Raw genomic sequence first — 26,677 nt, forward strand, 5'->3', positions numbered from 1 at the left:
TTTTTTACTACTAAGGCGTGTCTTCAATTCACTCGATAGTTATCTAAATGGGCTAAAAACAGCTAAATTTTGCCAAATATCGTTAAATAGCTAGTTAATATCCCGATATTATCTGCACTATTTTCCTCGTTTGACGGCAATTTATCTCATTTTTATCACCATTTTTGAAATGAAGACACGCCCTAAAAATAACCGTTAAGCTAAAACATCACCAACGACACAAGCATCCGGTAAGGTAACGACTGTTAAGCCCGTCTTTGGCTCACCAGTTGATAGTACCATGCCTTCTGAGATACCAAATTTCATCTTACGCGGTGCAAGGTTGGTCACACAAACGACTTTTTTATCAACCAATTGCTCTGGCTCATAAAACTTACGGATACCGCTGAACACGTTGCGTGGCTTGTCTTCACCAACATCTAACGTAAACTGTAAAAGCTTGTCCGCGCCTTCGACATGGTTACAGGCTAAGACGTGTGCCACTTTCATCTCAACTTTGGCAAAGTCTTCGATACCAATGTAGTCAGTTTGCTCAGCGTCTGCATTGGCTTCTGGTGCTGCATTTTTTGCTGCTGGCTTGCTGTTTGTGATAGCAGCTGGCGCGTCTACTTGTGCGAGAGAGGCTTTTGAGTCTTCTACCATAGCTTCAATATCTTTTTCTTCGATACGCTGCATGAGTGGTTTGAACTTATTGATTTTATGTCCAAGTAACCACTGATTACGGCTAGCGAAATCTAAGCTGTCAATGTTTAAGAATTCTTTGGCATTATTGGTCAGCTCAGGTAGTACAGGCGCAAGGTAGACCATCAATTGACGGAAAATATTAATCGCAACCGAGCAGACGTCTTGAACTTCTTGTTCAGTGCCTTCTTGTTTAGCAAGCGACCATGGTTTTTTCTCGTCAATATATTCGTTGGCCTTATCTGCACACTGCATGATTAAGCGCATAGCACGTGAGAATTCGCGGTTTTCATAGGCAGCAGCAATCTCATCGCCCGTTTTGGTGATGTCTTCTAACAGTTCTGGTTCTGCGCAAACTTCTGAAAGCATGCCGTCGTATTTCTTAACCAAGAACCCTGCACTGCGACTGGCAATATTGACCACTTTTCCAACCAGATCAGAGTTGACCTTTTGCATAAAGTCTTCTAAATCTAGATTGATATCTTCGACTTTGTCAGACAGTTTACTGGCGAAGTAATAGCGCAGGTACTCAGGATGTAAATACTCAGCGTACGTTTCGGCCTTGATAAAGGTACCGCGTGACTTACTCATCTTCTCGCCATTGACCATCAAAAAGCCGTGGGCAAAGACGCCTGTTGGTGTACGATACTCGCTGCCCGCAAGCATGGCTGGCCAAAACAAAGCGTGGAAGTAAACGATGTCTTTACCAATGAAGTGGTAAACCTCGGTTTTGTGCTCGTTTTCTTGTGCCCAATAGCGGTCAAAATCAAGCGCTTGCTCTGTACCTGCGCGTTTGTCGCATAGGTTTTTAAAACTTGCCATGTAGCCGACTGGTGCATCTAGCCATACATAAAAGTATTTGTCTGGTTCATCGCTTGGAGTATCTGGAATTTGAAAGCCAAAATAAGGCGCATCGCGTGAGATGTCCCAAGTCGCTAAGCCTGCCTCAAACCACTCTTGCAATTTATTGGCCACTGACGTTTGCAAACGGTTGTCACTGCGTGTCCAGTCTTTTAAGAATTGCTCAAACTCTGGCAAATTAAAGAAATAATGCTTAGAGGTTTTGAGTACAGGCGTTGAACCAGACAGCGTAGACTGTGGATTTTTAAGTTCGGTGGCATTGTATGTGGTGCCGCATACTTCACAGTTATCACCATATTGGTCTGGACTATCACATTCAGGACAGGTGCCTTTGACAAAGCGATCGGCTAAAAATAACTGCTTTTCAGGATCAAATAACTGCTCAACGTCTTTGGTGCTGATGTGTCCAGCGCTACTAAGACGACGATAAATAAGCTCAGAAAACTCTTTGTTTTCTTCTGAGTGAGTAGAGTGATAATTATCAAAATTAATCAAAAACTTAGAAAAATCAGCTTCATGTGATGCTTTCACTGACGCAATTTGTTCTTCTGGTGTCACGCCATTGGCTTCTGCTTTTAGCATGATGGCGGTACCGTGTGCATCATCTGCGCAGACATAAGTGACCTGATGGCCTTGCGCTTTCATCGCACGTACCCAAATGTCTGTCTGAATATATTCTACAAGATGCCCCAAATGGATATAGCCATTGGCGTAGGGCAGCGCACTGGTTACTAGAATCTCACGCACTTTCATCACCTATATTTTTATATAAACGGGTTAGTTATCAAACGTCTTAAGCAGCTTATGGCCATTAGACGCGATGTTATCAATGCTAAAAACTTCCAAAAATAATGAAAATTTAAAAAGTGTGCCTATGATACCGTAATTCGGCTAAATTTGTGATATTCCTTGGTAATTACTTCTCATTCGTTAGGCATCTACTAACCATAAACAATAGGCTTACATCGAATTTAGACGTTATCAGCTGGCCATAAAAAACCCACCGAGCAATCGCTAGGTGGGTTTTTGGTTAGGTACTGTTGTTTAGACTTTATTATTAAAAATTAAAACGAACCAAACATAGTACCTAAAGTGATAACAGTGACGACCGCTACCAGTGGAATAGCCATTGTGACCATGGCAACGTTTAGATATGACTGCTTGTGGGTCAGACCACAAATCGCTAGTAAGGTAATAACCGCACCACTATGTGGCAAGGTATCCAAACCACCGGCTGCCATGACAGCGACTCGATGCATCAGCTCTGGATTGATACCAGCATTTACGGCCATTCTGAGATAGTCTTCACCCAAAGTGGATAGAGCAATACTCAAACCACCAGACGATGAACCGGTAATACCCGCCAGCGTGGTCATTGCGACCGCTTCTGAGATGAGTGGGTTTTCAGGGCTTAGGTTCAAGATGCTATCACGAATGATAAGGAAGCCTGCCAACGAGGCGATGACAGCACCATAACCGACTTCCGATGCAGTATTAAAAATCGGCAACATAGAGTCGTAAGTACCACGGTTAATGGTTTTTTGTAGATTGTTCCAATGTCCGATACGTAGCAAGATTAATACCACACAAGCCACAACCAATGAGAGAATAATTGACCATAATCCGAGTGAGCCTGCGATATTTAAGTCAGGAAACTGCGTCTGTAAAGCGCTAAAGTCCATCGATGGAAAGATAGCGTACGTCAATACAGCGTTTAAACCGATGACCAATATTAATGGAATCATCGCAACGGTAAATGAGGTGTGATGCGTGTTTAATGCTTCAGTTTCTTTTGCAGTTGAACTGATACCGCCCACATCCTCTTCATCATGCTGACCATAGCCTTCACCCGCTGCATTGGCCTTTCTGGCTCGTGACTGCAACCACAACCAACCACCAATAAACATAACCAGACCACCGATAATACCCAAAATAGGCGCGGCAAATACGTTGGTATTGTAATAAGGAATTGGAATGGCGTTCTGAATGGCAGGCGTACCTGGCAATGCTGTCATCGTAAAGGTAAATGAGCCCAAAGCAATCGCTGCTGGTATCAAGCGCTTAGGAATATCGGCAGCTTTGAACAAGTCTTTGGCGATTGGATAAATAGCAAATGCCACGACGAATAATGACACACCGCCATAGGTCAAAATAGCACAGACTAAGATAACGGCTAAAATAGCCTTGCTAGCACCAAGCTTTTCGACCACGGTATTGGCAATTGCTGTTGCTGCACCAGAGTCTGCCATCAAACGCCCAAAGAGCGCGCCCAATAAGAAAATAGGGAAGAACTTGAGTAAAAATCCACTCAAAGCACCCATGAAAACATCGGTATAGGCGGGAATACTGCTTAAAAAGTCACCTGAAAGAAATACGGCTAATGTCGCCATAATCGGTGCTAAGATCAGCACAGAATAACCGCGATAAGCAAAGAACATGAGTAATAATAGAGTAATGACAATAGCAAGCGTACTAAACATGATGGCCCTCCTTGGCAAAAAAATAAGGCAGCGATTATGCCGTGCTTATCCATATAGGTCAATAAAATTAATCAAAACAGGTCTATTTCGTCTGTTTTATCAAACATAAATCTAGACTCATGCGCTATCCATCATTAATATCTTACCGAACTATATACTGCACAGCGTTGACTCACATGCACTGACTGTTATTTTCTAGTCGCTACGAAAATAATATGTTAAGTTAGCACAAGTGTTTCACGCATGATATAGCGATATAAAATGTATTGTTATGGATGACAATATAAAATACAATGTTTTCCATTTATTAGGTACAGTAAACAGTAATTACTCTCAAATATGATAATCGTTCAATATAGCTCTAACTATATTTTTTAAAACCAAACATTAAATTTACAAGGAATGTGAATATGTTTAGTGCCATCACCAATATGAGCGTGCAGTTAGTCAACCGCTATCTACCATCCCCATTCGTATTTTCGATCGTTTTGACGCTCATCGCGTTTGCGGTGGGACTGGCTATTACTGGCCAAGATATGATTGCTATGGCAGGGCACTGGGGCAATGGGTTATGGTCATTACATAGCTTTGCCATGCAAATGGCATTGGTCCTAGTGACAGGCTACGCATTTGCCAGCGCACCATTTATTCAGCGTTTGTTAGACAATCTTGCCAGTAGAGTGCATTCTCCTACGACCGCTATTATCGTATCAACCTTGGTTGGTCTGGTCGGTTCATGGATAAACTGGGGGTTTGGTCTTATCATCGGGGCTATCTTTGCCAAAGCACTGGCAAAAAAGGTCGCTAATGTCGATTATCCGCTATTGGTCGCTGCTGCTTACTCAGGTTTCGTGATTTGGCATGGCGGTTTTTCAGGTTCGATACCACTGACGCTTAGCTCTGGCGGTGATACGCTGCTGACGCTATCAGGCAATACCATGACCGAAGCGGTACCTCTGTCACAGACGGTATTTGCAGGCTATAACTTGTTGCTAGTAGGTTTGCTCATCATTATTTTGCCACTCGTCAATCGCTTTATGCATCCCAAAAACCCTACGGTTATCGATCCTAAATTGATCAAACAAGAAGTGTATGTCGCACCTCAGAGAGACACGCCGGCACAAAAACTAGATGACAGCCGTATTATTGCTGTTATCCTATTGGCGTTGGCACTGATGTACTATATCAGCGAGTTTGGTAGTAACGGTTTTAACCTCGGGCTCAACATCGTCATTGGGCTGTTTTTGTTTATAGGGTTACTATCGCATGGCACGTTAGAGCGTTATTATCGAGCCGTGCACTCAGGGATAGGTGGCATCACAGGTATTGTGCTACTGTTTCCGTTCTATGGCGGTATCATGGGCATCATGACTGGTGCGAATGCTGATGGGATTTCTATCAGTACGCAAGTGACCGAATTTTTCGTCAATTCAGCTTCCGCAGACAGTTTCCCGATTTTTGCCTTTTTGAGTGCTGGTTTGGTCAACGTCTTTGTACCATCGGGCGGTGGACAGTTTGCGGTACAGGGTCCTGTTATGATTCCTGCTGGCATTGAGCTGGGTGTTAGTCCAGCCATTACTGCGATGGCGATTGCGTGGGGTGATGCGTGGACCAACATGATTCAACCGTTTTGGGCTTTGCCATTATTGGGTATCGCAGGTTTGGATGCACGCGCTATCATGGGTTACTGTCTGATAGTACTGGCGGTATCTGGTGCTGTTATCATGAGTGTGTTTTGGCTGGTGGTATAGTCATTCCACTATAAAAGTATTACTGCGTTAACCTCGCTTGAAGTATTTAATATACATCTACACTCGGTTGCCTTGTACTATTTTTAAATTGAATTGACTATACAAGGTTATAACGCTCAAAAGAAAAACAAGCATAATGAGTTTTCGCTGTTAGGTCTTATTAAAAGTAACAAGCAAATGGATAATTGAAATACTTAATTCAGCATTAGTTTATGCAAGGATTAAAAATATAAATGAGAATTACAGGAGATAAGTATGAGTCAATCAAAGATATACAGTAGTGCTGAAGAGGCGCTAAAAGGCGTCGTGACTGATGGGCAAACACTCGCTATTGGTGGCTTTGGTCTATGCGGTATTCCAGAATCGTTAATCGAAGCATTGCGTGATAGTAAAGTTAAGGGTCTAACCTGTATCAGTAATAACGCGGGCGTGGATGACTTTGGTCTTGGGCTGTTACTACAAACTCGCCAAATCAAAAAAATGATCTCCTCTTATGTCGGTGAAAACAAAGAGTTTGAGCGTCAATATTTAGCTGGCGAGTTAGAGGTTGAGTTGACACCACAAGGCACATTGGCTGAGAAATTACGCTCAGGCGGGGCAGGTATCCCTGCGTTTTATACCGCAACAGGCGTAGGTACTCTGGTCGCTGAAGGTAAAGAGACGCGTGATTTTGATGGTCGAACTTATGTGTTAGAGCATTCATTGCGCGCGGATGTTGCTTTAATCAAAGCACAGAAAGCCGATAAAGCGGGTAATCTGATCTTTAACAAAACCGCTCGTAACTTCAATCCAGACTGTGCAATGGCAGGTAAAATCACGATTGTCGAAGTCGAAGAGATTGTAGAGACAGGCACTTTTGATCCAGATGAAGTGCATCTACCGGGTATCTTTGTTCAACGTATTGTATTGAATAATAGCCCTGAAAAACGCATCGAAAAAACGACAATTAAAGCAGTGTAAGGTGCTTAAATAAAAACGTGGTCGAAGCTTAATTGAAAATAATTAGCAGTCTAAATGAACAAAAATAGAATATCGTAGAAATAAGGAATTTACCATGGCATGGACAAGAGAACAAATGGCGCAGCGTGCTGCACAGGAACTACAAGACGGCTATTACGTAAATTTAGGCATTGGTCTACCAACGTTGGTCGCTAACTACATTCCTGAAGGCGTGGATGTGTGGCTACAATCAGAAAACGGCTTGCTAGGGATTGGCGAGTTTCCCACAGCAGACAACGTTGATGCTGACTTGATTAATGCTGGCAAGCAAACGGTCACAGCAGCGCCAGGCTCCAGCTATTTTAGCAGCTCAGAGTCTTTTGCGATGATTCGTGGTGGCCATGTTAACTTGGCGATATTGGGCGCGATGGAAGTATCAGAAAATGGCGATTTGGCCAATTGGATGATTCCCAAAAAGATGGTCAAAGGCATGGGCGGCGCGATGGATTTGGTTGCAGGCGTACAGCGTGTGATTGTCCTAATGGAACAAGTCAATAAACACGGCGACCCAAAAATTCTGGCCAATTGCGAGCTACCATTGACAGGCAAAGGCGTGGTCGATCGTATCATCACCGAGCTTGCTGTATTAGACGTTACTGATAACGGGTTAAAATTGGTTGAATTAGCAGACGGTGTTAGCTTTGAAGCGTTACAAGAAAAAACGCCAGTAAACATTATCCAGTAAACTTTGTACAGTAAGCTCTTTACTGTAATGTGATTGTCTTAACATCAATGAGCTTTATCCCTCAGATAGATACGCCACTATAATTATAGTGGCGTATTCATTCAGTTCTATTTTTATAAAAATTAACAATATTTTAGACCATTATAAGGAATATGTATGGCGACCCAACTACAACAAGATTTGACAGGCAAAGTAGCGTTAGTCACTGGCTCTGCAAGTGGTATCGGACGTGATATCGCTGAGACTTATGCAAAAGCAGGTGCAGCGGTTGGTATTGCAGATATTAATCTAGAAGCGGCACAGAAAACCGTTGATGCTATTGAAGCGGCTGGCGGACGTGCTCTCGCGATTGCGATGGATGTTACGTCAGAAGATGCAGTCAACGAAGGTGTACAGCAGCTAGTAGATACCTTTGGTGGTATTGATATTCTAGTCTCTAATGCTGGTATTCAGATCATTGACCCTATTGATAAAATGGCTTTCAGCGATTGGAAAAAAATGCTCAATATCCATTTGGACGGTGCATTTTTAACCACCAAAGCAGCGATTAAGCATATGTATAAAGGCGATAAAGGCGGCACGGTCATTTATATGGGCTCTGCTCATTCGCATGAGGCCTCATTATATAAAGCCCCTTATGTGACCGCCAAGCATGGATTATTAGGTCTGTGTCGTGTATTGGCCAAAGAAGGTGCCGAGCATAAAGTACGTTCGCATGTGATTTGTCCAGGCTTTGTTAAAACACCTTTGGTAGAAAAACAAATCCCAGAGCAGGCAGCTGAAAAGGGCATCAGTGAAGAGTCTGTCATTAACGATATTATGTTGGTAAACACGGTAGACAAAGAATTTACGACGGTAGAAGACATTGCGCAATTGGCGCTATTTTTAGCGGCGTTCCCAACCAATGTATTTACTGGACAATCTATCGTTGCCAGTCATGGTTGGTTTATGAACTAAGAAATTATTAACTATCCATTCGATGGAATAGCCACTCGTTTTCTTCTAGATTCTTATCGGATCAGCATCTTGTTTTATACCCATTAGAGCCAATTAGATTGGCTCTTTTTTATTGCTTTTTCCTGTCTATTTTTTGATTAATGGTTGAGATAGTTTAAGAAATAGCAGGCAGCAAACTTGGCTCACAGTAGAACATATGTAGCAAAGCTCAGTCCTACTGGCGTTGTGGTTTTTTTATGCTTGTAATTCAGCTACACTATCAAGATAAAAGGTCTGGCTAAACGCTCATATATTATATAGTCAATCCTCTATAAATTGGATACGGTGTCAGGCTCGCTTAGTCTACTACTTGTAGCACTTTCACTCGCCTTCCTTGTATTCAAATTATATTGAACTGACTATGTGGTTTATCATATCTACTATGGTGTTGAACGAGCTGTTTTAGCATACCAACCCACTTGTATAGGCAGTAATGGTCGCTATGTTTAACTTTATGAAGAAAACTCCCACCAATAAACCAGAAACGCCAGAGCAGCGAGCGGCTCGAGATAGTGCTGTGGACAAGGTATTACTTGGTTATGAAGTCGGTACGGTTAGTATCGCGACTATGGTAACGGGTCTTAATCGCGATGGTGACCAGCTCACTTTAGACTTGCGTCTACCGCAAGAGAGTAAGCCTGAAGCCATTCAGCAAGAGCTGGGTCAATTACTGCATCCGCATGGTATTACGACGATTCATATGAATGTACGTCTACCAGCGCCAGAAAAAGGCTCAGGTTCAAGTTTACCAAAGAAAATGCCGAAGACGACCAATGCTATGGATAGTCAAAGCAAGCCTGTAGCCAATCCTGATGACAATAGTAATAATGATAACAATGCTGAACCACCGATTACTAAAGCGGCACCGACACAAGCATCGTTAGCAGCACATCCGCGTATTCGCCATATTATCGTGGTGGCATCGGGTAAGGGCGGCGTCGGCAAATCGACAACGACAGTCAATATCGCGTTGGCATTACAAAAGCTTAGCAATCGTGTTGGTGTGCTTGATGCTGACATTTATGGTCCTAGTATGCCTACGATGTTGGGTGTTGCCGATGTGAAGCCACAACTAGAGAACGAGCAATTCGTACCTGTTGATGCACATGGCATAGCGATGCTATCAATTGGTAGCTTACTTGATGGCGATAATACGCCTGTCGCATGGCGTGGACCGAAAGCGACTGGTGCTTTGATGCAGCTTTATAATCAAACCAACTGGCCGCAGCTAGATTATTTAGTGATTGATATGCCACCCGGTACTGGCGATATACAACTGACATTGGCACAGCGTATTCCAGTCACCGGAGCCGTGATTGTGACGACACCGCAGCATGTTGCGCTACTGGATGCGCAAAAAGGTATCGAGATGTTTAACAAAACCAACATCCCTGTGCTGGGTGTGGTTGAAAACATGGCACTGCATACCTGTAGCAACTGTAACCATACCGAAGCTATCTTTGGTACAGGTGGCGGCGAAAAAATTGCTGAACAATATCATGTGCCATTATTAGGACAGTTACCTTTAGCCAGCGGTATTCGTGCTCAAGTGGATAAAGGCGAACCAAGTGTATTGGCTGATGATGAGTTTGCACCATATTATTTGAGCATTGCTAAAAACATTGAAACCAATATTAATAAATTTGCCAAGCCTGTCGATGATAAGCGGATTTTCTGATGGTTATTCAGTGTAGATGTCTCAATCTCAACGCTTAACATTTAGCATGTATGGAATGAGGGTGTTGAGAGTTGTCTAATCATCGATTTGATTTATCAATCTAATAGAGTAGTGGATTTTAAAGTCCTCGCTACCCTATAAATTAAGTCATCAATTCCGTATAATCGTCGCTATTAAATATTTGCTAAGGAATGAATAACAATGTCTATCAAATCTGATCGCTGGATTCGTAAAATGGCCGAAGAGCATGGCATGATTGAGCCATTTGAAGCGGGTCAAGTACGCTTTAACGATGCTGGCGAGCGTTTGGTGAGCTATGGCACGTCAAGCTATGGCTATGACGTGCGCTGTGCACCTGAGTTCAAGGTATTCACCAACGTACATTCAGTAGTAGTGGACCCTAAGAACTTCGATGAAAAAAGTTTTATTGATATCGTTGGTGACGAATGTATCATTCCGCCAAACTCATTTGCATTGGCTCGTACCATGGAGTACTTCCGTATTCCACGTGACGTATTGACTATTTGCCTAGGTAAATCAACGTATGCGCGTTGCGGTATTATTGTCAACGTGACGCCGCTTGAGCCTGAGTGGGAAGGGCACGTCACTCTAGAGTTTAGTAATACCACCAATCTCCCAGCGCGTATCTATGCCGGAGAAGGTGTGGCACAAATGCTGTTTTTCCAAAGTGATGCTGATGATGTTTGTGAGACCAGTTACAAAGATCGCGGTGGTAAATACCAAGGTCAGCGCGGTGTGACACTACCAAGAACCTAGATTAGGTCTTAGGCGATACGTAGTACAAAAAAGGCCAGTCATATTTCATATGACTGGCCTTTTTTATATAGAAAAATTGACTACTTTAAGACTTTTAGGCCTGCTTTGTTATCGCGTTTTGGCTTGGGCGCAGCAGTAGGGGTTGTCTTAACCGTAACATCTGAGTCTTCTTCAGGTACGTAATTATCATATTCGTTAGGATCAAAGAACATACCCTGTGAGTTCTCTTTTGCATAGATACCCAATACGGCAGTCAGTGGCACCCAAATTTCTTGCGATACACCACCGAAGCGGGCACTGAAGTTAATATAGTCATTTCCCATACTCATATTACCAGTTGCACGGCTAGCAATATTGAGCACGATACGACCATCTTGCACATGCTCTCTTGGAATCTGTACTTCTTCAGCAGTGGCATCAACCATTAGATACGGGGTAAGTGAATTGTCTTCTATCCACTGATACAGTGCGCGCACCATATAGGGACGTGTTGGGGTAATAGAGGTGGTTTCGCTCATTTGATGATTTCCTATACGAATTATTTTTAATAGTGAACAGATACTTCTTGGAGTAGCTTGTTCATTGAAAAAACCTAAATAAATATTAGGGTCTGTTGAACATTCAAATATTAGGGCTGCTGATTGCTAAAATTGCATCAAGCTAGGCGTAAGTCGACGATAATGTCGAGACCTTAACTAGGCTTGCAACAACGTTTGGGGTAATTTTAGCATCAGCCTTTCAGGGCAGTACTATTTTTTGCCAATATATGGCGAAATTGTCTAACCTAGAATAACTAGGCGTCAAAAATTTCACTGCATATTGTCTAAAAAATGGTGACTGCCAGCACCACATTTGAATGTTCAACAGACCCTATTTAACTTCTATTCTAATAATTTTCTATTCTAAGCCAGCTGTCTAATCAACGCACACTTTTTTGGAAGCTATCGCGTTCAAAGACACGCTTTTGATAATCAAATAGTGGACGACTAATGGCACGAGGCAGTTCGATATGCATCTCTTCAAGCCGCCACAATAACGGTGCTAATAGTATGTCACACCAGCCAAATTCATCTGCCATAAAATAAGGCTTATGGGCAAACAAAGGCGATAAGGTAATCAGCGAATCACTCAGCTGTTTTTTGGCAACCACTGCTTGTGCTTTATTAAAGCTATCTGGATGTACGAGTAGGCGCTTACCAAGTGAGAGCCAATCACGCTGAATACGCCACGCTAACTGTCTGAACTGTGCACGCTCCTGCGGGGTATCAGGCAGTAGTTTGTTTGTATGATAGCGTTCTTCGAGATACTCAAAGATAACATTGATCTCATAGAGCGCAATTTCTCGCTGCTGCAGGACAGGTAAAGTATGATAGGGGTTCAGCTCAGTCAAATCTTCAGGACGCTCAGAGTGCAAACGTGATAAATAGTAGGCGAGCTTTTTTTCTTCAAGTAATAGGCGTACCACATGACTGTCGTAGCCGTCATCAGCATACAAAATCAGCTGACTACTTGGAATGTCGTTCGCATCAATCATGAAAGCCTAATGTTAATAGTAAAGACTATCATCGTAAACAAAGTTGCCCTGATTATCAAGGCAACGTACGTAAACATTGCTTGTGAGCGCTTTATTTGTCTACTTCTTTGGCGATAGTTCTACTATTTAATGGTTTATCAGAATAGAAAAAGGCACTACCGAAGTAGTGCCTAATATCATGCTTGTCTCTTATGCTTCTACTACTATCTTATTTTACGTCTTTCCAGAATTCTTTGTTCAATAAGTAAACTGGGATGAGCAGTACTAATAAGAATAGAATCACAAAGAAACCAATCACTTGACGGTCATGACGAGCAGGTTCACCCATCCATGCCATAAAGTTCACTAGGTCACCAACTTCGCTCTCAAACTCTTCTGCACTCAATTTTTCTTGCATGTTATGCAAGACGTGAGGCATAGCAGCGTTTTTAAGCACTAGGTTATTAGCGCCCCAAGGACGGTTTGGATCTTCATAAAACGACAGTAGGTAAGTATATACCCAGTCATCGCCGCGTAGTCTTGTCTCAAGTGACAAATCCGGAGGCGCAGCACCAAACCAAGATGCTTGAATATCAGGATCAATCTCAGCAGTAATATGGTCACCGATTTGATCGGTGGTGACCATCAGATACTTTTCAACAAGCTCAGGCGGTATTTCTAAATCTTTGGCAATGCGCGAATGACGAACATACTTGGCTGAGTGACACCCAGCACAGTAGTTCATAAAGATTTTAGCACCGTTTTGTAATGAGCCCTTATTGGTAAAATCAATAGGAGCTGTACTACAAGCCAGATGTTCATCAACGCCATCGGCATTAGTGAACGTACCACAGCCACTACCTTCGGCCATTGCAGTACCAGCAGTCAAGGTTAATGCCGCGCCCAAGCCTAGACCAGCTAGGGATTTAATTAGCGTGTTCATTAGTGACCTCCGGTAACGCGTTCTGGTGGCTGTTTACACTTCTCAATAGCAGTGTAGAACGGCATCAATAAGAAGAATAAGAAATACAAGACCGTAAATATACGAGCCATTAATGTTGCTGTTGGGGTCGTTGGTGTTGCACCCAAGTAGCCTAGTACGACAAAGCTAATAGCGAATACTGTTAAAGCAATCTTAGACAATATGCCTTTATAGCGTATAGAACGTACTGGTGATCTATCCAGCCATGGTATCAAGAATAGTACGGCAATTGCAGCACCCATCGCGACCACACCACCTAGCTTATCAGGAACTGCACGTAAAATAGCGTAGAACGGCGTGTAGTACCATACTGGTGCAATATGTGCTGGTGTTTTCAGTGAGTTCGCTGTCTCAAAGTTTGGTGGCTCAAGGAAGAAACCGCCGCCTTCTGGGAAGAAGAATACCACTGCAAAGAAGCAGATAAAGAACACAACAATACCAACCATGTCATGCACAGTGTAGTACGGATGGAATTCGATACCGTCTAATGGCACACCATTTTTATCTTTTAGCTTTTTAATGTCAATGCCATCAGGGTTGTTCGAACCCACGTGATGCAGTGCCACCAAATGCATAAATACTAAGCCTACCAGTACTAATGGAATAGCAACAACGTGTAGAGCAAAGAAACGGTTTAGCGTAATGCCAGAGATAATATAATCACCACGTACCCATTCAGCAAGACCATCGCCGATCACAGGTAGGGCAGCAGGAAGGTTCAAAATAACCTGTGCACCCCAGAATGACATGTTACCCCAAGGTAGTAGATAACCAAAGAAGCCTTCTGCCATTAGCGCTAGGTAAATACCCATACCGATGAGCCAAATAAGCTCACGCGGTTTCTGATATGAACCATATAGTAATGCGCGGAACATATGCAAATATACCACGACGAAGAACGCTGATGCGCCAGTCGAGTGCATATAACGAATGAGCCAGCCGCCTTTTACATCACGCATGATGTATTCAACAGATGCAAACGCCCCTTCGGCACTTGGGTTATACATCATCGTCAGCCAAATACCAGTCACCAATTGGTTAACCAGTACAATCATTGACAATACGCCAAAGAAGTACCAAAAGTTAAAGTTTTTTGGTGCATAGTACTTTGACATATGGTATTCATAGGTTTCGGTCGCTGGGAAGCGAGCGTCTACCCAATGCATTAACTTTTTACCCATACTCATATTAAGCCTCCCCAACCGTCAAGATGGTACCATCCATGTTGTACTCTGGAATAGGTAAATTAAGCGGTGCTGGAACGCCACTAAAGACGCGACCGGCTAAGTCATATTTAGACCCATGACACGGGCAGAAAAATCCACCAAACCAGTCATTACCACCCAAATCAGCTGCACCAACATCAGGACGATAGTTCGGTGCACAGCCTAGATGCGTACAAACGCCTTCGACGACCAACACAGTTGGTTCTAAAGAGCGAGTAGGATTGGTACAGTATTCAGGCTGTAACGATGCTGCAGACTCAGGATCAGACAATAATGGCTTGACTGACTCTAGTCCTGCAATCATTTCTTCGGTACGTTTAACCACATAGATAGGTTTACCACGGTATTTGACAACAATCATCTGTCCTGCTTCGATAGAACCAATGTCTTGGGTCACTGCAGCCCCTGCAGCCTCAGCTTTAGCGCTTGGATACCAAGAACGGACAAAAGGTGTTGCCACAGCAGCGACTCCAACTGCACCAATCGCGGCAGTTGAGGCAATAAGAACTCTACGGCGTTGTACATTAACGCCTTCGGCTTGGCTCATTAATACTTCCTCCAGGTGAATGAAATGGGATTATCCCACACTGGGTTTGTGACTTATAAAATATATAATATCAAGCCACTTTGGCTATGCCTAATTTTGCTAATTGTTGCTATTCTAAGCTATTTCGGTGATAAAATAAATTATTGCGTTAAAAATAAAGCAACCTTAATAGGATATATTATAAGGTTGAAAGCGATAACCTAAGTAAAGTAGATGGTTTATCACTATCTGGACTCTGTTTTCTAGCAAGGATTATAAATGCGGATGACCTTATAATTAATAAGGATATTTAGCAATAGCGAATGATACTTGAAATTAAGGTAACTTTCACTATCTAACTGCTTTGTAAGTCGCTATAAACGAATAATCACCACTTTGTACAATCAAGTGGTGATTATTTTGTAATATTGAACTGCTTATTACTATAAACGCTCATCAAATAAGCACTTATCAAAGAACCTAAAACGAATACTTAGCCCTCTAGCGTACTCCAGCGTTCAAGCTTGTTCATCATCTCATCTTCGATAGTCAATAGACGCTCACTAGCAGCAGTCGCCGCATCAAAGTCGCTATTGAACCAAGAGCCATCTGCCAGTTTTTCTTGTAGATCATTTTGTTCAGCTTCTAGTGCCGCGATTTCTTTTGGTAAATTATCCAGTTCGCGTTGATCATTAAAGTTAAGCTTCTTGGCTGCTTTATTGGGTTTTGCGGCTGTTGGTTTACTGGCAGCTTTACCTGCTGTATTGATTACTGGTGCTCTAGCCGCCTTTGCTGCTTCTTCACGGTTTTTTTGTACCAAATACTCTTGATAGCCACCGACATACTCGCTGACAGTACCTTTGCCATCTTCGTCTTCGCCAAATACCCATGTTGAGGTAACGACGTTGTCCATGAATGAACGATCATGACTGATGAGCAAAATCGTACCACCAAAGCTGGCGACTGACTCTTCTAATAGCTCAAGTGTTGCCATATCCAAATCGTTGGTTGGCTCATCAAGTACTAGAATGTTGGCAGGCTTCAATAATTGCTTGGCAAGTAGGACGCGGTTACGCTCACCACCTGATAATGCCTTAACGGGCGTACGTGCACGCTCTGGGGCAAACAAGAAATCTTGCAAATAGCTCATGATGTGCGTCTTACGACCACCCACTTCTACAAAATCCGAGCCTTCTGAGACGTTTTGCGCCACACTTGCTTCAAGGTCTAACTGATCGCGTAACTGGTCGAAGAAAGCGATTTTTAGGTTAGTTCCCAATTCGACACTACCAGACTTGGTCACTTCGTCATCAGACATATCGAGTAGGGCTTTGATAAGGGTGGTTTTACCCGCACCGTTAGGTCCGACAATACCGATTTTATCGCCGCGCATAATAGTCGTCGTAAAGTTTTCAACCAATACATTGCCGTCATACTCAAGATGTAAGTTTTTAACTTTACAGACGAGCTTGCCGCTTTTTTCGCCTTGACCCATCGTGATGTTGACATTGCCGACTTGCTCACGGCGATCACCACGCTCTTCACGTAAGGCTTTTAGCTCACGGACACGGCCCTCATTACGGGTACGGCGGGCTTTAATACCTTGGCGAATCCAAACTTCTTCTTGCGCCAGTTTTTTATCAAAGTTGGCGTTATTCTTTTCTTCAGCCAGTAACTGTAGCTCTTTTAGCTCTTGATAGCGTGCGTAGCCACCTTCGCCTTGGGTGACGTCATAGCTGGTCAATTGGCCACGATCAAGCTCAATGATGCGAGTCGATAGTTTGTTAACGAATGCTCTATCATGGGTCACGAACAATAGTGTCAGACCTTGCCAGTCTAATAAAAAGCGTTCTAACCATTCAATACTATCAACATCCAAATGGTTGGTTGGTTCATCGAGAAGCAGTACATCAGGTTTGGTTACCAAAGAGCGTGCTAGTAGTACACGGCGCTTACGGCCACCTGATAATGAAGACAAATCATCGTCTGGGTTAAGCCCCATGGTTTTGATAAGGCGGGTAGCTTCGCGCTCTAGATCCCAGCCATGTACGGCATCGATATCATGTTGCAAATCAGCCATACGCTCGCAGGCATCCATATCGCCATTCGCACATAAGTCAGTTTGGGCGTTATAGTTGATAAGCAGATCGGCCGTGCGGCGGCTGCCACCCATGACTATATCCAAAATACGTCCGCTGGTTTCAGGAACGTCTTGTTCTAGCATCGCAACACGTACGCTACTATTGATAATAACTTCGCCGCTATCAGGTTGTAAGGTGCCGCTAATCAGCTTAAATAGAGTGGATTTGCCTTCGCCATTACGGCCAATTAGACAGACACGCTCGCCTGCTTCAATAGCAAAATCAATGCCATCAAGTACAGGAGCGACGCCAAATGCAAGGTGAATATCTTTTAAATGTATCAGTGCCATAGAATATCTTAAGCTTATATAATAGTGAGGTAGGGGTTGTTGCAGAATTGCTAGCAGTATAACATGCCACTACGTGACTGTAGTGCGTGTAAATGGTTTTATACACACTATTTATAGCTACCGTTTTAAAAGCCTTATTTTTTAATAGCGGTAATATATCGGTTACTCATTTACTTGTGTAACCAATACTACTAGCTTTATATTTACGATAACTCAGAGAAAGACATGAATCAATCTAACACTCAAGACAATGTTCAAAACGATGCTCAAATCGATGAATCAGCTATGCAGGTTGATTTACAAACGCAACAAGTCATTGACTTGCAAATGAGTATGGCGCATCTTGAGATGACAGTAGAGAGACTCGATGCGGTGATTGCACGTCAAGACAAGGATCTTCAGACATTACAGCGACAGTTGCAGCTGATTTATAAGCAAGTGGATAGTCAAGATATAGAAACGGGCATTGCACCATTTGATGTGATGGCAGACAGACCGCCTCATTATTGATATATATAAATATTGAACCGTTAATAAAATTATATTCACGTATTTATATAAAGGCACTATATTATGACTATCTGGTCATAATGAAGAAATAATGTATTCTTCTAGTTGTTTTAATGTTCGAAAATCATTACTATTCTCCATCTCGGATACTGCTTACTTGTCAAAAATGGGTAAGGCAGTAAAACAATGCGGACGTTTGGAGACATATAATGCGCAACACCTTTCATTTAAAAACTCTTACAGTAGCTGTTGCTGCACTTTCTATTACTAGCATTGCTAGTGCTGCTGGTCTTGATCGCTCAGGTCAGGATGTCACCGCATTCCTACAAGATGGCACCTATGCCGAAGCCGTCTATACTTATATCGATGCTGATGTGACAGGCAATGATGTCTCAGGTAATAAAATTGGTGATATCGCAGAATCTTATGATTTCTTTCGCTATGGTGTAAAAGCAGACGTTAATGAGACTTTTAGTGTTGGTATCTTATATGACGAGCCTTTTGGTGCTGCGGCTGACTATAGTGGTGACAATAACTTCGTCGACCAAAATACCGCTTCACCTAGAAATGGTGAAGGTACAAATGTAGAAGTACGTACCGAAAGCATTACAGGTATTGTCGGTGCTAAATTTGGTGAAAACAAGAACTTCCAAGTATATGGTGGCCCAGTCGCTCAACGTGTAGAAGCGGATGTAAAGCTGCGTGGTACAGCTTATAGTGCTGCTAATGGTTATACGACACATATTAGTACAGATCAAGAATATGGCTATATTGCTGGTGTTGCATACAGCAAACCTGAAATTGCATTGAAAGCTGCTTTAACCTATCGCTCAGAAATCGAGCATACAGCTGATGCTGCTGAAAGTTATCCTGCAGTAGCCAGCTTCCCTGGATTTGGTCCAAGAACAGGTGATATTGATATTACTACCCCTGAGTCAGTAAACTTTGATTTCCAGACTGGTATTAATCCTACGACTTTAGTCACAGCAAAAGTACGTTGGGTGCCATGGAGTGATTTTTCAATTGTACCGTCATTATATAATGACGTTAGCAAGCTGAACACTGCCTATCAACCAGATGGCCTACCATTGGTAAGCTATGATGAAGATCAATGGGTAGTCGAGCTAGGTCTAGCGAAGCGCCTAGCGCCAGCTCTAGCAGTAAGTGGTACGGTAGGTTGGGATAGTGGCGCTGGTAATCCTGTGACTTCATTAGGGCCTACTGAAGGCTATTATAGTGCTGGTTTAGGTGCTAAGTATAACGTTACCGAAAACTGGGCAATCTCAGCTGGTGGTAAATACCTATGGCTTGGTGATGCTGATGGTCAAGTGCCAACTGGTAACACTGTTGCTAACTTTGAAGACAATGATGGCTTTGTACTTGGCGTAAAAGTTTCTTACCAAGCGCTATAAGGCATACGTCTCCCATATTGTTGAATGTATAATTTAGCAGCAAAAAAACGACTCATAATGGGTCGTTTTTTTGTGCGTGCATTACTACTTCTAAGGAAAGTAATAGCTATCTTCGTGTGCTTAACTGCTGCCGATTCCGTATCTAGCAGCCGTATATAAGCAATTCTAATATTATTTAAATGATAACCATATCTTAAAAGAATATACCAGTATTATATTTATATGGTATTTGTACTGTCCAGTCATAATAGGGAAATAAAGCACTTTAATTGTTGTTTTAGTGTCAAAAAGGCATTAGTATTCAACTTAGGACACGACTTTGATAACCTCAATGTTAAGCGCAGCAATGCTACATATTGATTGTTAAAGTAGTAATACAACAAGGACCGTTGGAGATACACAATGCGCAATCACTTTCATTTGAAAACCCTCGCAGTAGCTATTGCTACTCTTTCTATAGCCAGTGTCACCAATGCAGCTGGTCTCGATCGTTCAGGTCAAGATGTCACCGCCTTTTTTCAAGATGGCACTTATGCTGAAGCCGTTTATACCTACATCGATGCTGATGTGAGTGGTTACGACAGTGCTAATACTAATCCTTCCCAAAATGATTATGTACGTGGTGATAAAACGGGCGATATCGCTGAAAGTTATGACTTTTTCCGCTATGGCGTAAAAGCCGATATCAATGATACTTTTAGTATTGGTGTTTTATATGACGAGCCTTTTGGTGCTGCTGCTGGATACACTCAAAGTAACTTTGTATCGCAAGGGGATATGGATGCTTCCGTCGCTTCCATTACTGGCGGCGCCGCTCCGAGTCTGGCAGCAGCACAAGCTGGAATTGGTGCACTAGCTGCAGGAGAAACAGCAGGTGTGTTAACCCCAGCACAGCAAGCTCAATTAGACGGGTTGCGTGGAGCAGTTGCAGTAGCAACAGCCGAAGCAAGTACCGCAGGTGAAGAAACCAATGTAGAGGTTCGTAGCCAAAGCCTAACCGGTATTCTTGGTATGAAGTTTGGTGCTAATAAAAACTTCCAAATTTATGGCGGCCCAGTGGCACAGCGTATTCAAGCAGAAACCAAACTACGTGGACTGGCTTACGGTCCTGCTAGTGGTTATACCTCAACCAGTAATCCTGATATGGATTATGGTTACATTGCAGGTATTGCCTATAGTAAGCCTGAAATTGCACTAAAAGCAGCGTTGACGTACCGTTCTGAGATTGAACACAATGTAGATATCGCTGAGAGTTACCCGTTAGTAGCTATCAGAGCCATAGCAGCAGGAGCAACTGCAGAACAGGCTACAGCATTATCAAATAGAGCTAGTAACTATGAAATTACTACACCTAAATCAGTAAACTTTGATTTTCAAACTGGTATCAATCCTACGACACTAGCGACGGCAAAAGTACGTTGGGTACCGTGGAGTGATTTTGTCATTACACCACCACTTTATAATGATACTAGTAAAATAAGTTATGGCCCTGATGGTCTAAACTTGGTTGAATATACTGATGATCAGTGGATGGTGGAGCTTGGTTTAGCTAAACGTGTAGCACCAGCACTAGCAATTAGTGGTACGGTTGGTTGGGACAGTGGCGCTGGTGATCCAACGACCTCATTAGGCCCTGTTGAAGGTTACTATAGTGTTGGTCTTGGTGCTAAGTACAATTTCACTGAGAACTGGGCCGTATCAGCTGGTGGTAAATATCTGTGGTTCGGTGATGCAAAAGGACAGTTACCTAGTGATAAACTCGTTGGTGACTTTCAAGACAACGATGGCTTCATCGCTGGTCTAAAAGTTTCCTATCAAGCAAAATAGTATTAACTTATAACTGTTGTGTAGTAAAAAAAGCGACCATCTAAAGGTCGCTTTTTTATGGCGTTTTTTATATGAGCTTTCTTATAAAGAGTTTAATAACGAATAATAGGACATGCTGTTCAGTGAAAAAATGCTGATTGATGCAATCGATATAAATAAGTCTAAGGCAGATGATAAGTTACTGTGGTTAGGTAGACTGAAGCTATAGAGAGGGTTTAGGGTGTAAGCTATAGAGTTTCAGCTTGTATGCTATGTAGGGTTATCTGAGAAGTATAGCGCTACGATTGGATACTATAGCGATCTATTGATGGAATCTTTACATGACAGTCTGAAAGAATAATTAACGACTGTTTATATCCTTTCACAAAGAAAATAGAGGTATTGGTACTGTCGTTATAGCAATTTGGCATTGCCAACACACGGTAGGTACTAAGCGACAAGCCCAAAGTGAGTTGATTTAAGTTCTAGTTACTTTTCTCTTTTGTATTAATTGCAATCAACAAAAAAACCTCGCCAATGATGGCGAGGCTTTTTTATTGTACAAAGCTAGTAGTGCTAAACAAAGTTACTTGTTTAGGTTCAGCTCCATCTCTTCGAACTTAGCAGATACTGAAGGTCTTGGACCACCAGTCATGATACTAACAGCAAAGATTGCAATCGTACTTAATACAAAGCCTGGAACGATAGCATATAACCAGCTATTCAATGCCATACCATTCATCTCGAATGGACCATATATCCATAGAATGACGGTCAAAGCACCAATGACCATACCGGCAACCGCACCATTGCGGTTCATACCACGCCATATCAAGCTAAATATAACCAATGGTCCAAATGCTGCACCAAATCCAGCCCATGCGTTAGATACAAGGCTTAGTACAGAGCTTTCAGGATTAGAGGCAAGTAAGATTGATACTAGAGCAACGGCGACTACAGAAATACGTCCAACCAATACTTGGCGAGCTTCTGGTGCATCTTGATCAAAGAACAATTTGTACACATCTTTGGTTAGTGAGCTTGATACCACCAATAGCTGTGAAGAAATCGTACTCATAATAGCGGCTAAAATAGCGGCTAATAGGAAACCTGATACCAGTGGATGGAATAAAAACTGAGTGAATACTAAAAAGATAGTTTCAGGATCGTCTAGTGTCATCGCAGTTTTTTGTACATAAGCGCGACCAGCAAAACCAGTCATCAATGAACCTACAAGACTAACTACCATCCAGCTCATACCGATATTACGCGCAGTAGGAACGTCTTTCACTGAGCGAATCGCCATAAAACGAACAATAATATGTGGCTGACCAAAATAGCCTAAGCCCCATGCCATCAGAGAAACGATACCAATAACCGTCATACCACTGGTAATGTCTAGCAAACTAGGGTCAATGTTTCTAACAGCTGTTGTGGTGGCAGAAATACCACCTAAGTCTGTGAAAGCAACAACCGGTACGATAACCATGGCAAAAAGCATGATAACGCCCTGCACAAAGTCAGTCATTGATACAGCTAAGAAACCACCAAACAAGGTGTATGCTACAACCACGCCTGCGGTGACCCATAGGCCTGTGCTGTAAGAAAGGTTGAGTGAGCTTTCGAATAGTTTACCACCACCTACTAAGCTGGCTGCGGTGTAAACAGTGAAGAACAAGATGATAACCACGGCTGAAATAACCCGTAGCATATGTGATTTATCTTCGAAGCGGTTGGCGAAATAATCAGGTAGGGTAATAGCATTATCAGCTACTTCGGTATAAACACGAAGACGCGGTGCCACGATGAGATAGTTCAAGAATGCGCCTAATGTCAAACCAAGGGCAATCCAAATACTAACCACACCATCGGCGAACATATAACCAGGTAGGCCAAGTAATAACCAACCTGACATATCTGATGCACCTGCCGAAAGTGCTGTTACTGCTGGACCTAAGTTACGACCCCCTAACATATAGCCTTCAGTATCATTGGCTTGCTTAAAATAAGCGTAAATGCCAATCCCAATCATCACTAAGAAATAGGCGCCGAGTGATATCAGCACGCCACTAGAAACTCCGTTCATATAAATGATCCTTAACCAACCATGTTGGCTGTAATTATTTTTAACTATAAATATTAAGTGTTACAAGACGATGTCCAAAACAATATCTAAAGACAAAAAAAGCCATTAAGTAGGACATAATGGCTTTTATTTAATATCTGTTGTTAGTTTTATATGATTGATGCTGTTTTAGGGCCAATACTAATTAAGCAGTCATTTGAGAGCAATAGAAATATTACGCTCTTTCTATCTGTCTTAATTGCTCGCATCTGCTCGTTATATATCAATATAAGCCGCCTGTATAACCAATCATTTAAAACCATCAAACCTACTACTAACCATCATATCTTACTAGAAGTCTTCAATATATGACTATCAGTGTTCATATGGTAAGTTTTTGTTATGTAGACAATGCCGAGTGTATTATAACGTATGACTGACGCAAATGCGAATAGCGTGCTTTTTTGACCCAATAAATTGACCCAATTGTAACTATAGAAATTTATCTTTAGAGAGCAGTTTTTATTCGATAGGAGCAAGCAAGTCTAGCAAAGCAGTAACACTACTAGATTGTGTTAGTTTTGGATTGATCACGACGCCTAAATGACGCTGTAGCTCAACGTTATCGGCCATATCGATACGTTCTAAATCCTGACTAATCATGGTCTGCGGTAACACAGACCAACCAAGTCCAACAGAAACCAACATACGGATAGACTCAAGCGGGTTAGTGCTCATCGTGGCATAAGGCTTGAGATTATGCTTAGCGAATTCAGCCAATGTAATCTGACTGGTAAAGGTATTGGCCGATGGTAAAATAGCAGGATAACGTGCTAATTGCTCTAAAGTGACATTAGACTTGGTCGCTAAAGGCGATAAAGTGCCTGTCATAAAGTAGAGAGGATCTGACCATAGTGTGTGATAGGTCAAGCGCTTATCATAAACAGGTGGCAGCGTGACGAAGGCCAATGACAAATCACCATCTAACACGGCCTTGTGTGCTTTTTCTGAATCGACAAAATGCACTTCTAATTGCACTGCAGGATAAGCTTGAATAAAGTGTTTAAGCACAGGGGCTAGATGATGCAAGCCTATATGGTGACTGGTGCCGATGACCAGTTTGCCAGATACAATATGTTGAGAGTGCTGTAGGTTGATTTTGAAATTTTCATAATCTTCTAACCAACGTTTGGCATGTGGTAGCATCTCATTAGCTGCTTGTGTCGGTACAATCCCGCGTCCTACTGTGTCAAACAACGTAATATTAAATTCATCTTCTAGATTTTTGATGCGTTTACTGACAGCAGGCTGAGTAATAAACAGCTTTTCTGCCGCGCCTGAGATACTGCCTGTATGCATAACAGTGACGAAAGTCGTTAAGTTTGTGGTGTTCAAGCGGATGTCCTTAGCTACTTATCGAGCTATAAATAAAAGTTGGCTGGCCTAATCACAATGTATTAGAAATAAAAGTTTGCGTCTGGTCAAAAATCATCAATTATTATTATAGGATTAGCCTGCTATAATCACAAGACATCAGGACGTATTGTGACATATTTATTAGATTAACTTGATAAATGACGCTATAAAACTTGTTTTGAGCCTCAATTGCAGCAATAAATATTAAAAAATAGATAATTGTTATTTTGTATTTATAGAGTAGAGATGTCCTGATAAATTTATTTCGATGAAAGTATTGATTGAAAAGGCTCAGTTTTGAGCCAATAGGCATTGATAAGAAAATACCATCAAGCCGTTATACGTAAACATAAATTTTAAATAGAATCCTCGTTTATTATGGTGTAAGCCATCGAGTAATTAAGTAGCTAGCAACCAATAAAGGATAACAACATGGCCAGTCAAACATTATATGACAAACTTTGGAACGCTCACGAAGTCACTAAACGTGATGATGGTTCGAGCCTCATTTATATCGATCGTCATTTACTGCATGAAGTGACAAGTCCGCAAGCATTTGAAGGTTTGGAATTGGCCAACCGAGCGCCATGGCGTTTGTCTGCCAATATCGCGAGTCCTGATCACAACGTACCAACGGTATCTAAAGAGCGCTTAGAAGGTGTGTCTGGTATCAAAGACAAAGTATCACGCTTGCAAGTGGTCACCTTGGATGATAACTGTACCAAGTTTGATATCGCTGAATTTACGATCAACGATGCCCGTCAAGGAATTTTGCATGTTGTTGGTCCTGAGCAAGGCCTAGTATTACCAGGTATGACCGTCGTTTGTGGTGATTCGCATACAGCGACCCATGGTGCACTTGGCTGCTTGGCACATGGTATCGGTACGTCTGAAGTAGAACATGTATTAGCCACTCAATGCCTGATTCAGAAAAAATCAAAAAATATGCAAATTCGTGTGACCGGTCAGCTAGGTGCTGGCGTGACCTCGAAAGATGTTGTACTGGCTATCATCGCAAAAATTGGTACAGCGGGTGGCACAGGCTACGCGATTGAATTTGCTGGGCAAGTATTTGAAGAGATGAGTATGGAAGGTCGCATGACCGTCTGTAACATGGCCATTGAAGCGGGCGCGCGCGTCGGTATGGTTGCGGTCGATGACATCACTATCGATTATGTGAAAGGTCGTCCTTATGCGCCGACGGAATCACAATGGCAACAAGCTGAAGAATACTGGCGTACATTGTATTCAGATGATGATGCAGTATTTGACAGCGTAGTCGAGATTGATGGTAGCCAAATAGCGCCGCAAGTGTCTTGGGGTACGTCACCTGAAATGGTCGTCGATATTACTCAGTCAGTGCCAACACCTGACCAAGCTGTGGATGAAGCGCAAGAAGAAGGTTGGTTACGTGCCTATACCTATATGGGGCTAGAAGCGGGTCAAAAAATTACCGATATCCAGCTAGATCGTATCTTTATTGGGTCATGCACCAACTCACGTATCGAAGATTTGCGTGATGCAGCAGCGGTGATTAAGGGTCGTAAGGTGGCTAACAATATTAAAGAAGCTATTGTGGTTGCTGGTTCTGGTCAAGTGAAGTTACAAGCAGAAGCAGAAGGTTTGAATACCTTGTTTACGGACGCTGGATTTGAATGGCGCGAGCCGGGCTGTTCTATGTGTTTAGCCATGAATGCCGATAAGCTTGAGCCACAAGAGCATTGCGCCTCTACGTCTAATCGTAATTTTGAAGGTCGTCAGGGTAATGGTGGTCGTACGCATTTGGTTAGCCCAGCGATGGCAGCAGCAGCAGCATTGGCCGGTCACTTTGTAGATGTACGCACATTCTAAGACGGATACGCATCAAGAAACATATCATTGA

20 protein-coding genes are annotated in these 26,677 nt (G+C 42.5%); 10 read left to right on the plus strand and 10 right to left on the minus strand.

Translation table 11 applies throughout. The features are described from left to right. Nucleotides 1-195 precede the first annotated feature (195 nt). Together metG and AAEY75_RS04110 are read right to left on the minus strand one after the other, a co-directional pair. Entirely contained in the window at nucleotides 196-2,295 is a 2,100-nt protein-coding gene (gene metG, locus AAEY75_RS04105; protein WP_197216382.1) for a methionine--tRNA ligase, read from the minus strand. Between the two features lie 311 nt (nucleotides 2,296-2,606). Further along, the gene (locus AAEY75_RS04110) at nucleotides 2,607-4,022 is read right to left on the minus strand and encodes a GntP family permease (RefSeq protein ID WP_352258570.1); all 1,416 of its coding nucleotides are present in this window, start codon (nucleotides 4,020-4,022) and stop codon (nucleotides 2,607-2,609) included. Between the two features lie 410 nt (nucleotides 4,023-4,432). On the opposite strand from AAEY75_RS04110, the gene AAEY75_RS04115 reads away from it, so the two are divergent. The 6 genes from AAEY75_RS04115 (at nucleotide 4,433) to dcd (ending at nucleotide 10,908) form a co-directional block, all read left to right on the plus strand. After that, entirely contained in the window at nucleotides 4,433-5,773 is a 1,341-nt protein-coding gene (locus tag AAEY75_RS04115; RefSeq protein WP_197216377.1) for a short-chain fatty acid transporter, read from the plus strand. A gap of 255 nt (nucleotides 5,774-6,028) precedes the next feature. Further along, nucleotides 6,029-6,733 (plus strand): CoA transferase subunit A, encoded by a 705-nt coding sequence (locus AAEY75_RS04120; protein ID WP_197102773.1) that lies wholly within the window; start codon nucleotides 6,029-6,031, stop codon nucleotides 6,731-6,733. Between the two features lie 94 nt (nucleotides 6,734-6,827). After that, nucleotides 6,828-7,457, plus strand: a complete 630-nt coding sequence (locus AAEY75_RS04125; RefSeq protein ID WP_197216375.1) for a 3-oxoacid CoA-transferase subunit B — start codon at nucleotides 6,828-6,830, stop codon at nucleotides 7,455-7,457. A 156-nt stretch (nucleotides 7,458-7,613) separates the two neighbouring features. Beyond that, nucleotides 7,614-8,414, plus strand: coding sequence for a 3-hydroxybutyrate dehydrogenase (locus AAEY75_RS04130; protein WP_197102776.1), 801 nt, complete (start codon nucleotides 7,614-7,616; stop codon nucleotides 8,412-8,414). Between the two features lie 481 nt (nucleotides 8,415-8,895). After that, nucleotides 8,896-10,131 (plus strand): iron-sulfur cluster carrier protein ApbC, encoded by a 1,236-nt coding sequence (gene apbC, locus AAEY75_RS04135; RefSeq protein ID WP_352258574.1) that lies wholly within the window; start codon nucleotides 8,896-8,898, stop codon nucleotides 10,129-10,131. 201 nt (nucleotides 10,132-10,332) lie between these two features. Further along, nucleotides 10,333-10,908 (plus strand): dCTP deaminase, encoded by a 576-nt coding sequence (gene dcd, locus AAEY75_RS04140; RefSeq protein WP_010199897.1) that lies wholly within the window; start codon nucleotides 10,333-10,335, stop codon nucleotides 10,906-10,908. An 80-nt stretch (nucleotides 10,909-10,988) separates the two neighbouring features. Here dcd and AAEY75_RS04145 read toward each other — a convergent pair whose 3' ends face one another. The 6 genes from AAEY75_RS04145 to AAEY75_RS04170 form a co-directional block, all read right to left on the minus strand. After that, nucleotides 10,989-11,426 (minus strand): ClpXP protease specificity-enhancing factor, encoded by a 438-nt coding sequence (locus tag AAEY75_RS04145; RefSeq protein WP_197216371.1) that lies wholly within the window; start codon nucleotides 11,424-11,426, stop codon nucleotides 10,989-10,991. 401 nt (nucleotides 11,427-11,827) lie between these two features. Continuing rightward, the gene (locus tag AAEY75_RS04150; RefSeq protein ID WP_197216369.1) at nucleotides 11,828-12,442 is read right to left on the minus strand and encodes a glutathione S-transferase N-terminal domain-containing protein; all 615 of its coding nucleotides are present in this window, start codon (nucleotides 12,440-12,442) and stop codon (nucleotides 11,828-11,830) included. A gap of 208 nt (nucleotides 12,443-12,650) precedes the next feature. Further along, nucleotides 12,651-13,364: a cytochrome c1 gene (locus AAEY75_RS04155; RefSeq protein ID WP_110922521.1), complete on the minus strand. Its 714-nt coding sequence runs from the start codon at nucleotides 13,362-13,364 to the stop codon at nucleotides 12,651-12,653. Then, complete coding sequence (locus AAEY75_RS04160) at nucleotides 13,364-14,569, minus strand: cytochrome b (RefSeq protein ID WP_181416241.1); 1,206 nt, start codon at nucleotides 14,567-14,569, stop codon at nucleotides 13,364-13,366. The genes AAEY75_RS04155 and AAEY75_RS04160 overlap by 1 nt, the downstream gene beginning before the upstream one ends. Before the next feature lie 22 nt (nucleotides 14,570-14,591). Continuing rightward, on the minus strand, nucleotides 14,592-15,176 hold the full coding sequence (gene petA, locus AAEY75_RS04165; protein ID WP_110922523.1) for a ubiquinol-cytochrome c reductase iron-sulfur subunit: 585 nt from the start codon (nucleotides 15,174-15,176) through the stop codon (nucleotides 14,592-14,594). A 472-nt stretch (nucleotides 15,177-15,648) separates the two neighbouring features. Next, nucleotides 15,649-17,586 carry an ATP-binding cassette domain-containing protein gene (locus AAEY75_RS04170; protein ID WP_352258578.1) on the minus strand — a complete coding sequence of 646 codons (1,938 nt, stop codon included), beginning with the start codon at nucleotides 17,584-17,586 and terminating at the stop codon, nucleotides 15,649-15,651. Nucleotides 17,587-17,871: 285 nt separating this feature from the next. Here AAEY75_RS04170 and AAEY75_RS04175 point away from each other — a divergent pair, with 285 nt between their 5' ends. The 3 genes from AAEY75_RS04175 to AAEY75_RS04185 all read left to right on the plus strand — a co-directional run bounded on the left by AAEY75_RS04175 (nucleotide 17,872) and on the right by AAEY75_RS04185 (nucleotide 21,335). Continuing rightward, a complete protein-coding gene (locus tag AAEY75_RS04175; RefSeq protein ID WP_413786936.1) occupies nucleotides 17,872-18,096 on the plus strand; it encodes a SlyX family protein in 225 nt (74 codons plus the stop codon). Between the two features lie 209 nt (nucleotides 18,097-18,305). Further along, complete coding sequence (locus AAEY75_RS04180; RefSeq protein ID WP_352258580.1) at nucleotides 18,306-19,508, plus strand: OmpP1/FadL family transporter; 1,203 nt, start codon at nucleotides 18,306-18,308, stop codon at nucleotides 19,506-19,508. A 402-nt stretch (nucleotides 19,509-19,910) separates the two neighbouring features. Further along, nucleotides 19,911-21,335, plus strand: a complete 1,425-nt coding sequence (locus AAEY75_RS04185) for an outer membrane protein transport protein (RefSeq protein WP_352258582.1) — start codon at nucleotides 19,911-19,913, stop codon at nucleotides 21,333-21,335. 565 nt (nucleotides 21,336-21,900) lie between these two features. On the opposite strand, the gene putP is transcribed toward AAEY75_RS04185, so the two are convergent. Continuing rightward, the gene (putP, locus tag AAEY75_RS04190) at nucleotides 21,901-23,400 is read right to left on the minus strand and encodes a sodium/proline symporter PutP (RefSeq protein ID WP_110922528.1); all 1,500 of its coding nucleotides are present in this window, start codon (nucleotides 23,398-23,400) and stop codon (nucleotides 21,901-21,903) included. A 501-nt stretch (nucleotides 23,401-23,901) separates the two neighbouring features. Next, nucleotides 23,902-24,774, minus strand: coding sequence for a LysR family transcriptional regulator (locus tag AAEY75_RS04195; protein WP_110922529.1), 873 nt, complete (start codon nucleotides 24,772-24,774; stop codon nucleotides 23,902-23,904). Nucleotides 24,775-25,227: 453 nt separating this feature from the next. Between AAEY75_RS04195 and leuC the strand changes: the two genes are divergently transcribed. After that, entirely contained in the window at nucleotides 25,228-26,646 is a 1,419-nt protein-coding gene (gene leuC, locus AAEY75_RS04200) for a 3-isopropylmalate dehydratase large subunit (protein WP_194197109.1), read from the plus strand. The last annotated feature ends 31 nt before the right edge of the window (nucleotides 26,647-26,677 follow it).

Source organism: Psychrobacter sp. TB55-MNA-CIBAN-0194 (genome assembly GCF_040309505.1).
In the GTDB taxonomy this organism is placed as follows: domain Bacteria; phylum Pseudomonadota; class Gammaproteobacteria; order Pseudomonadales; family Moraxellaceae; genus Psychrobacter; species Psychrobacter fozii.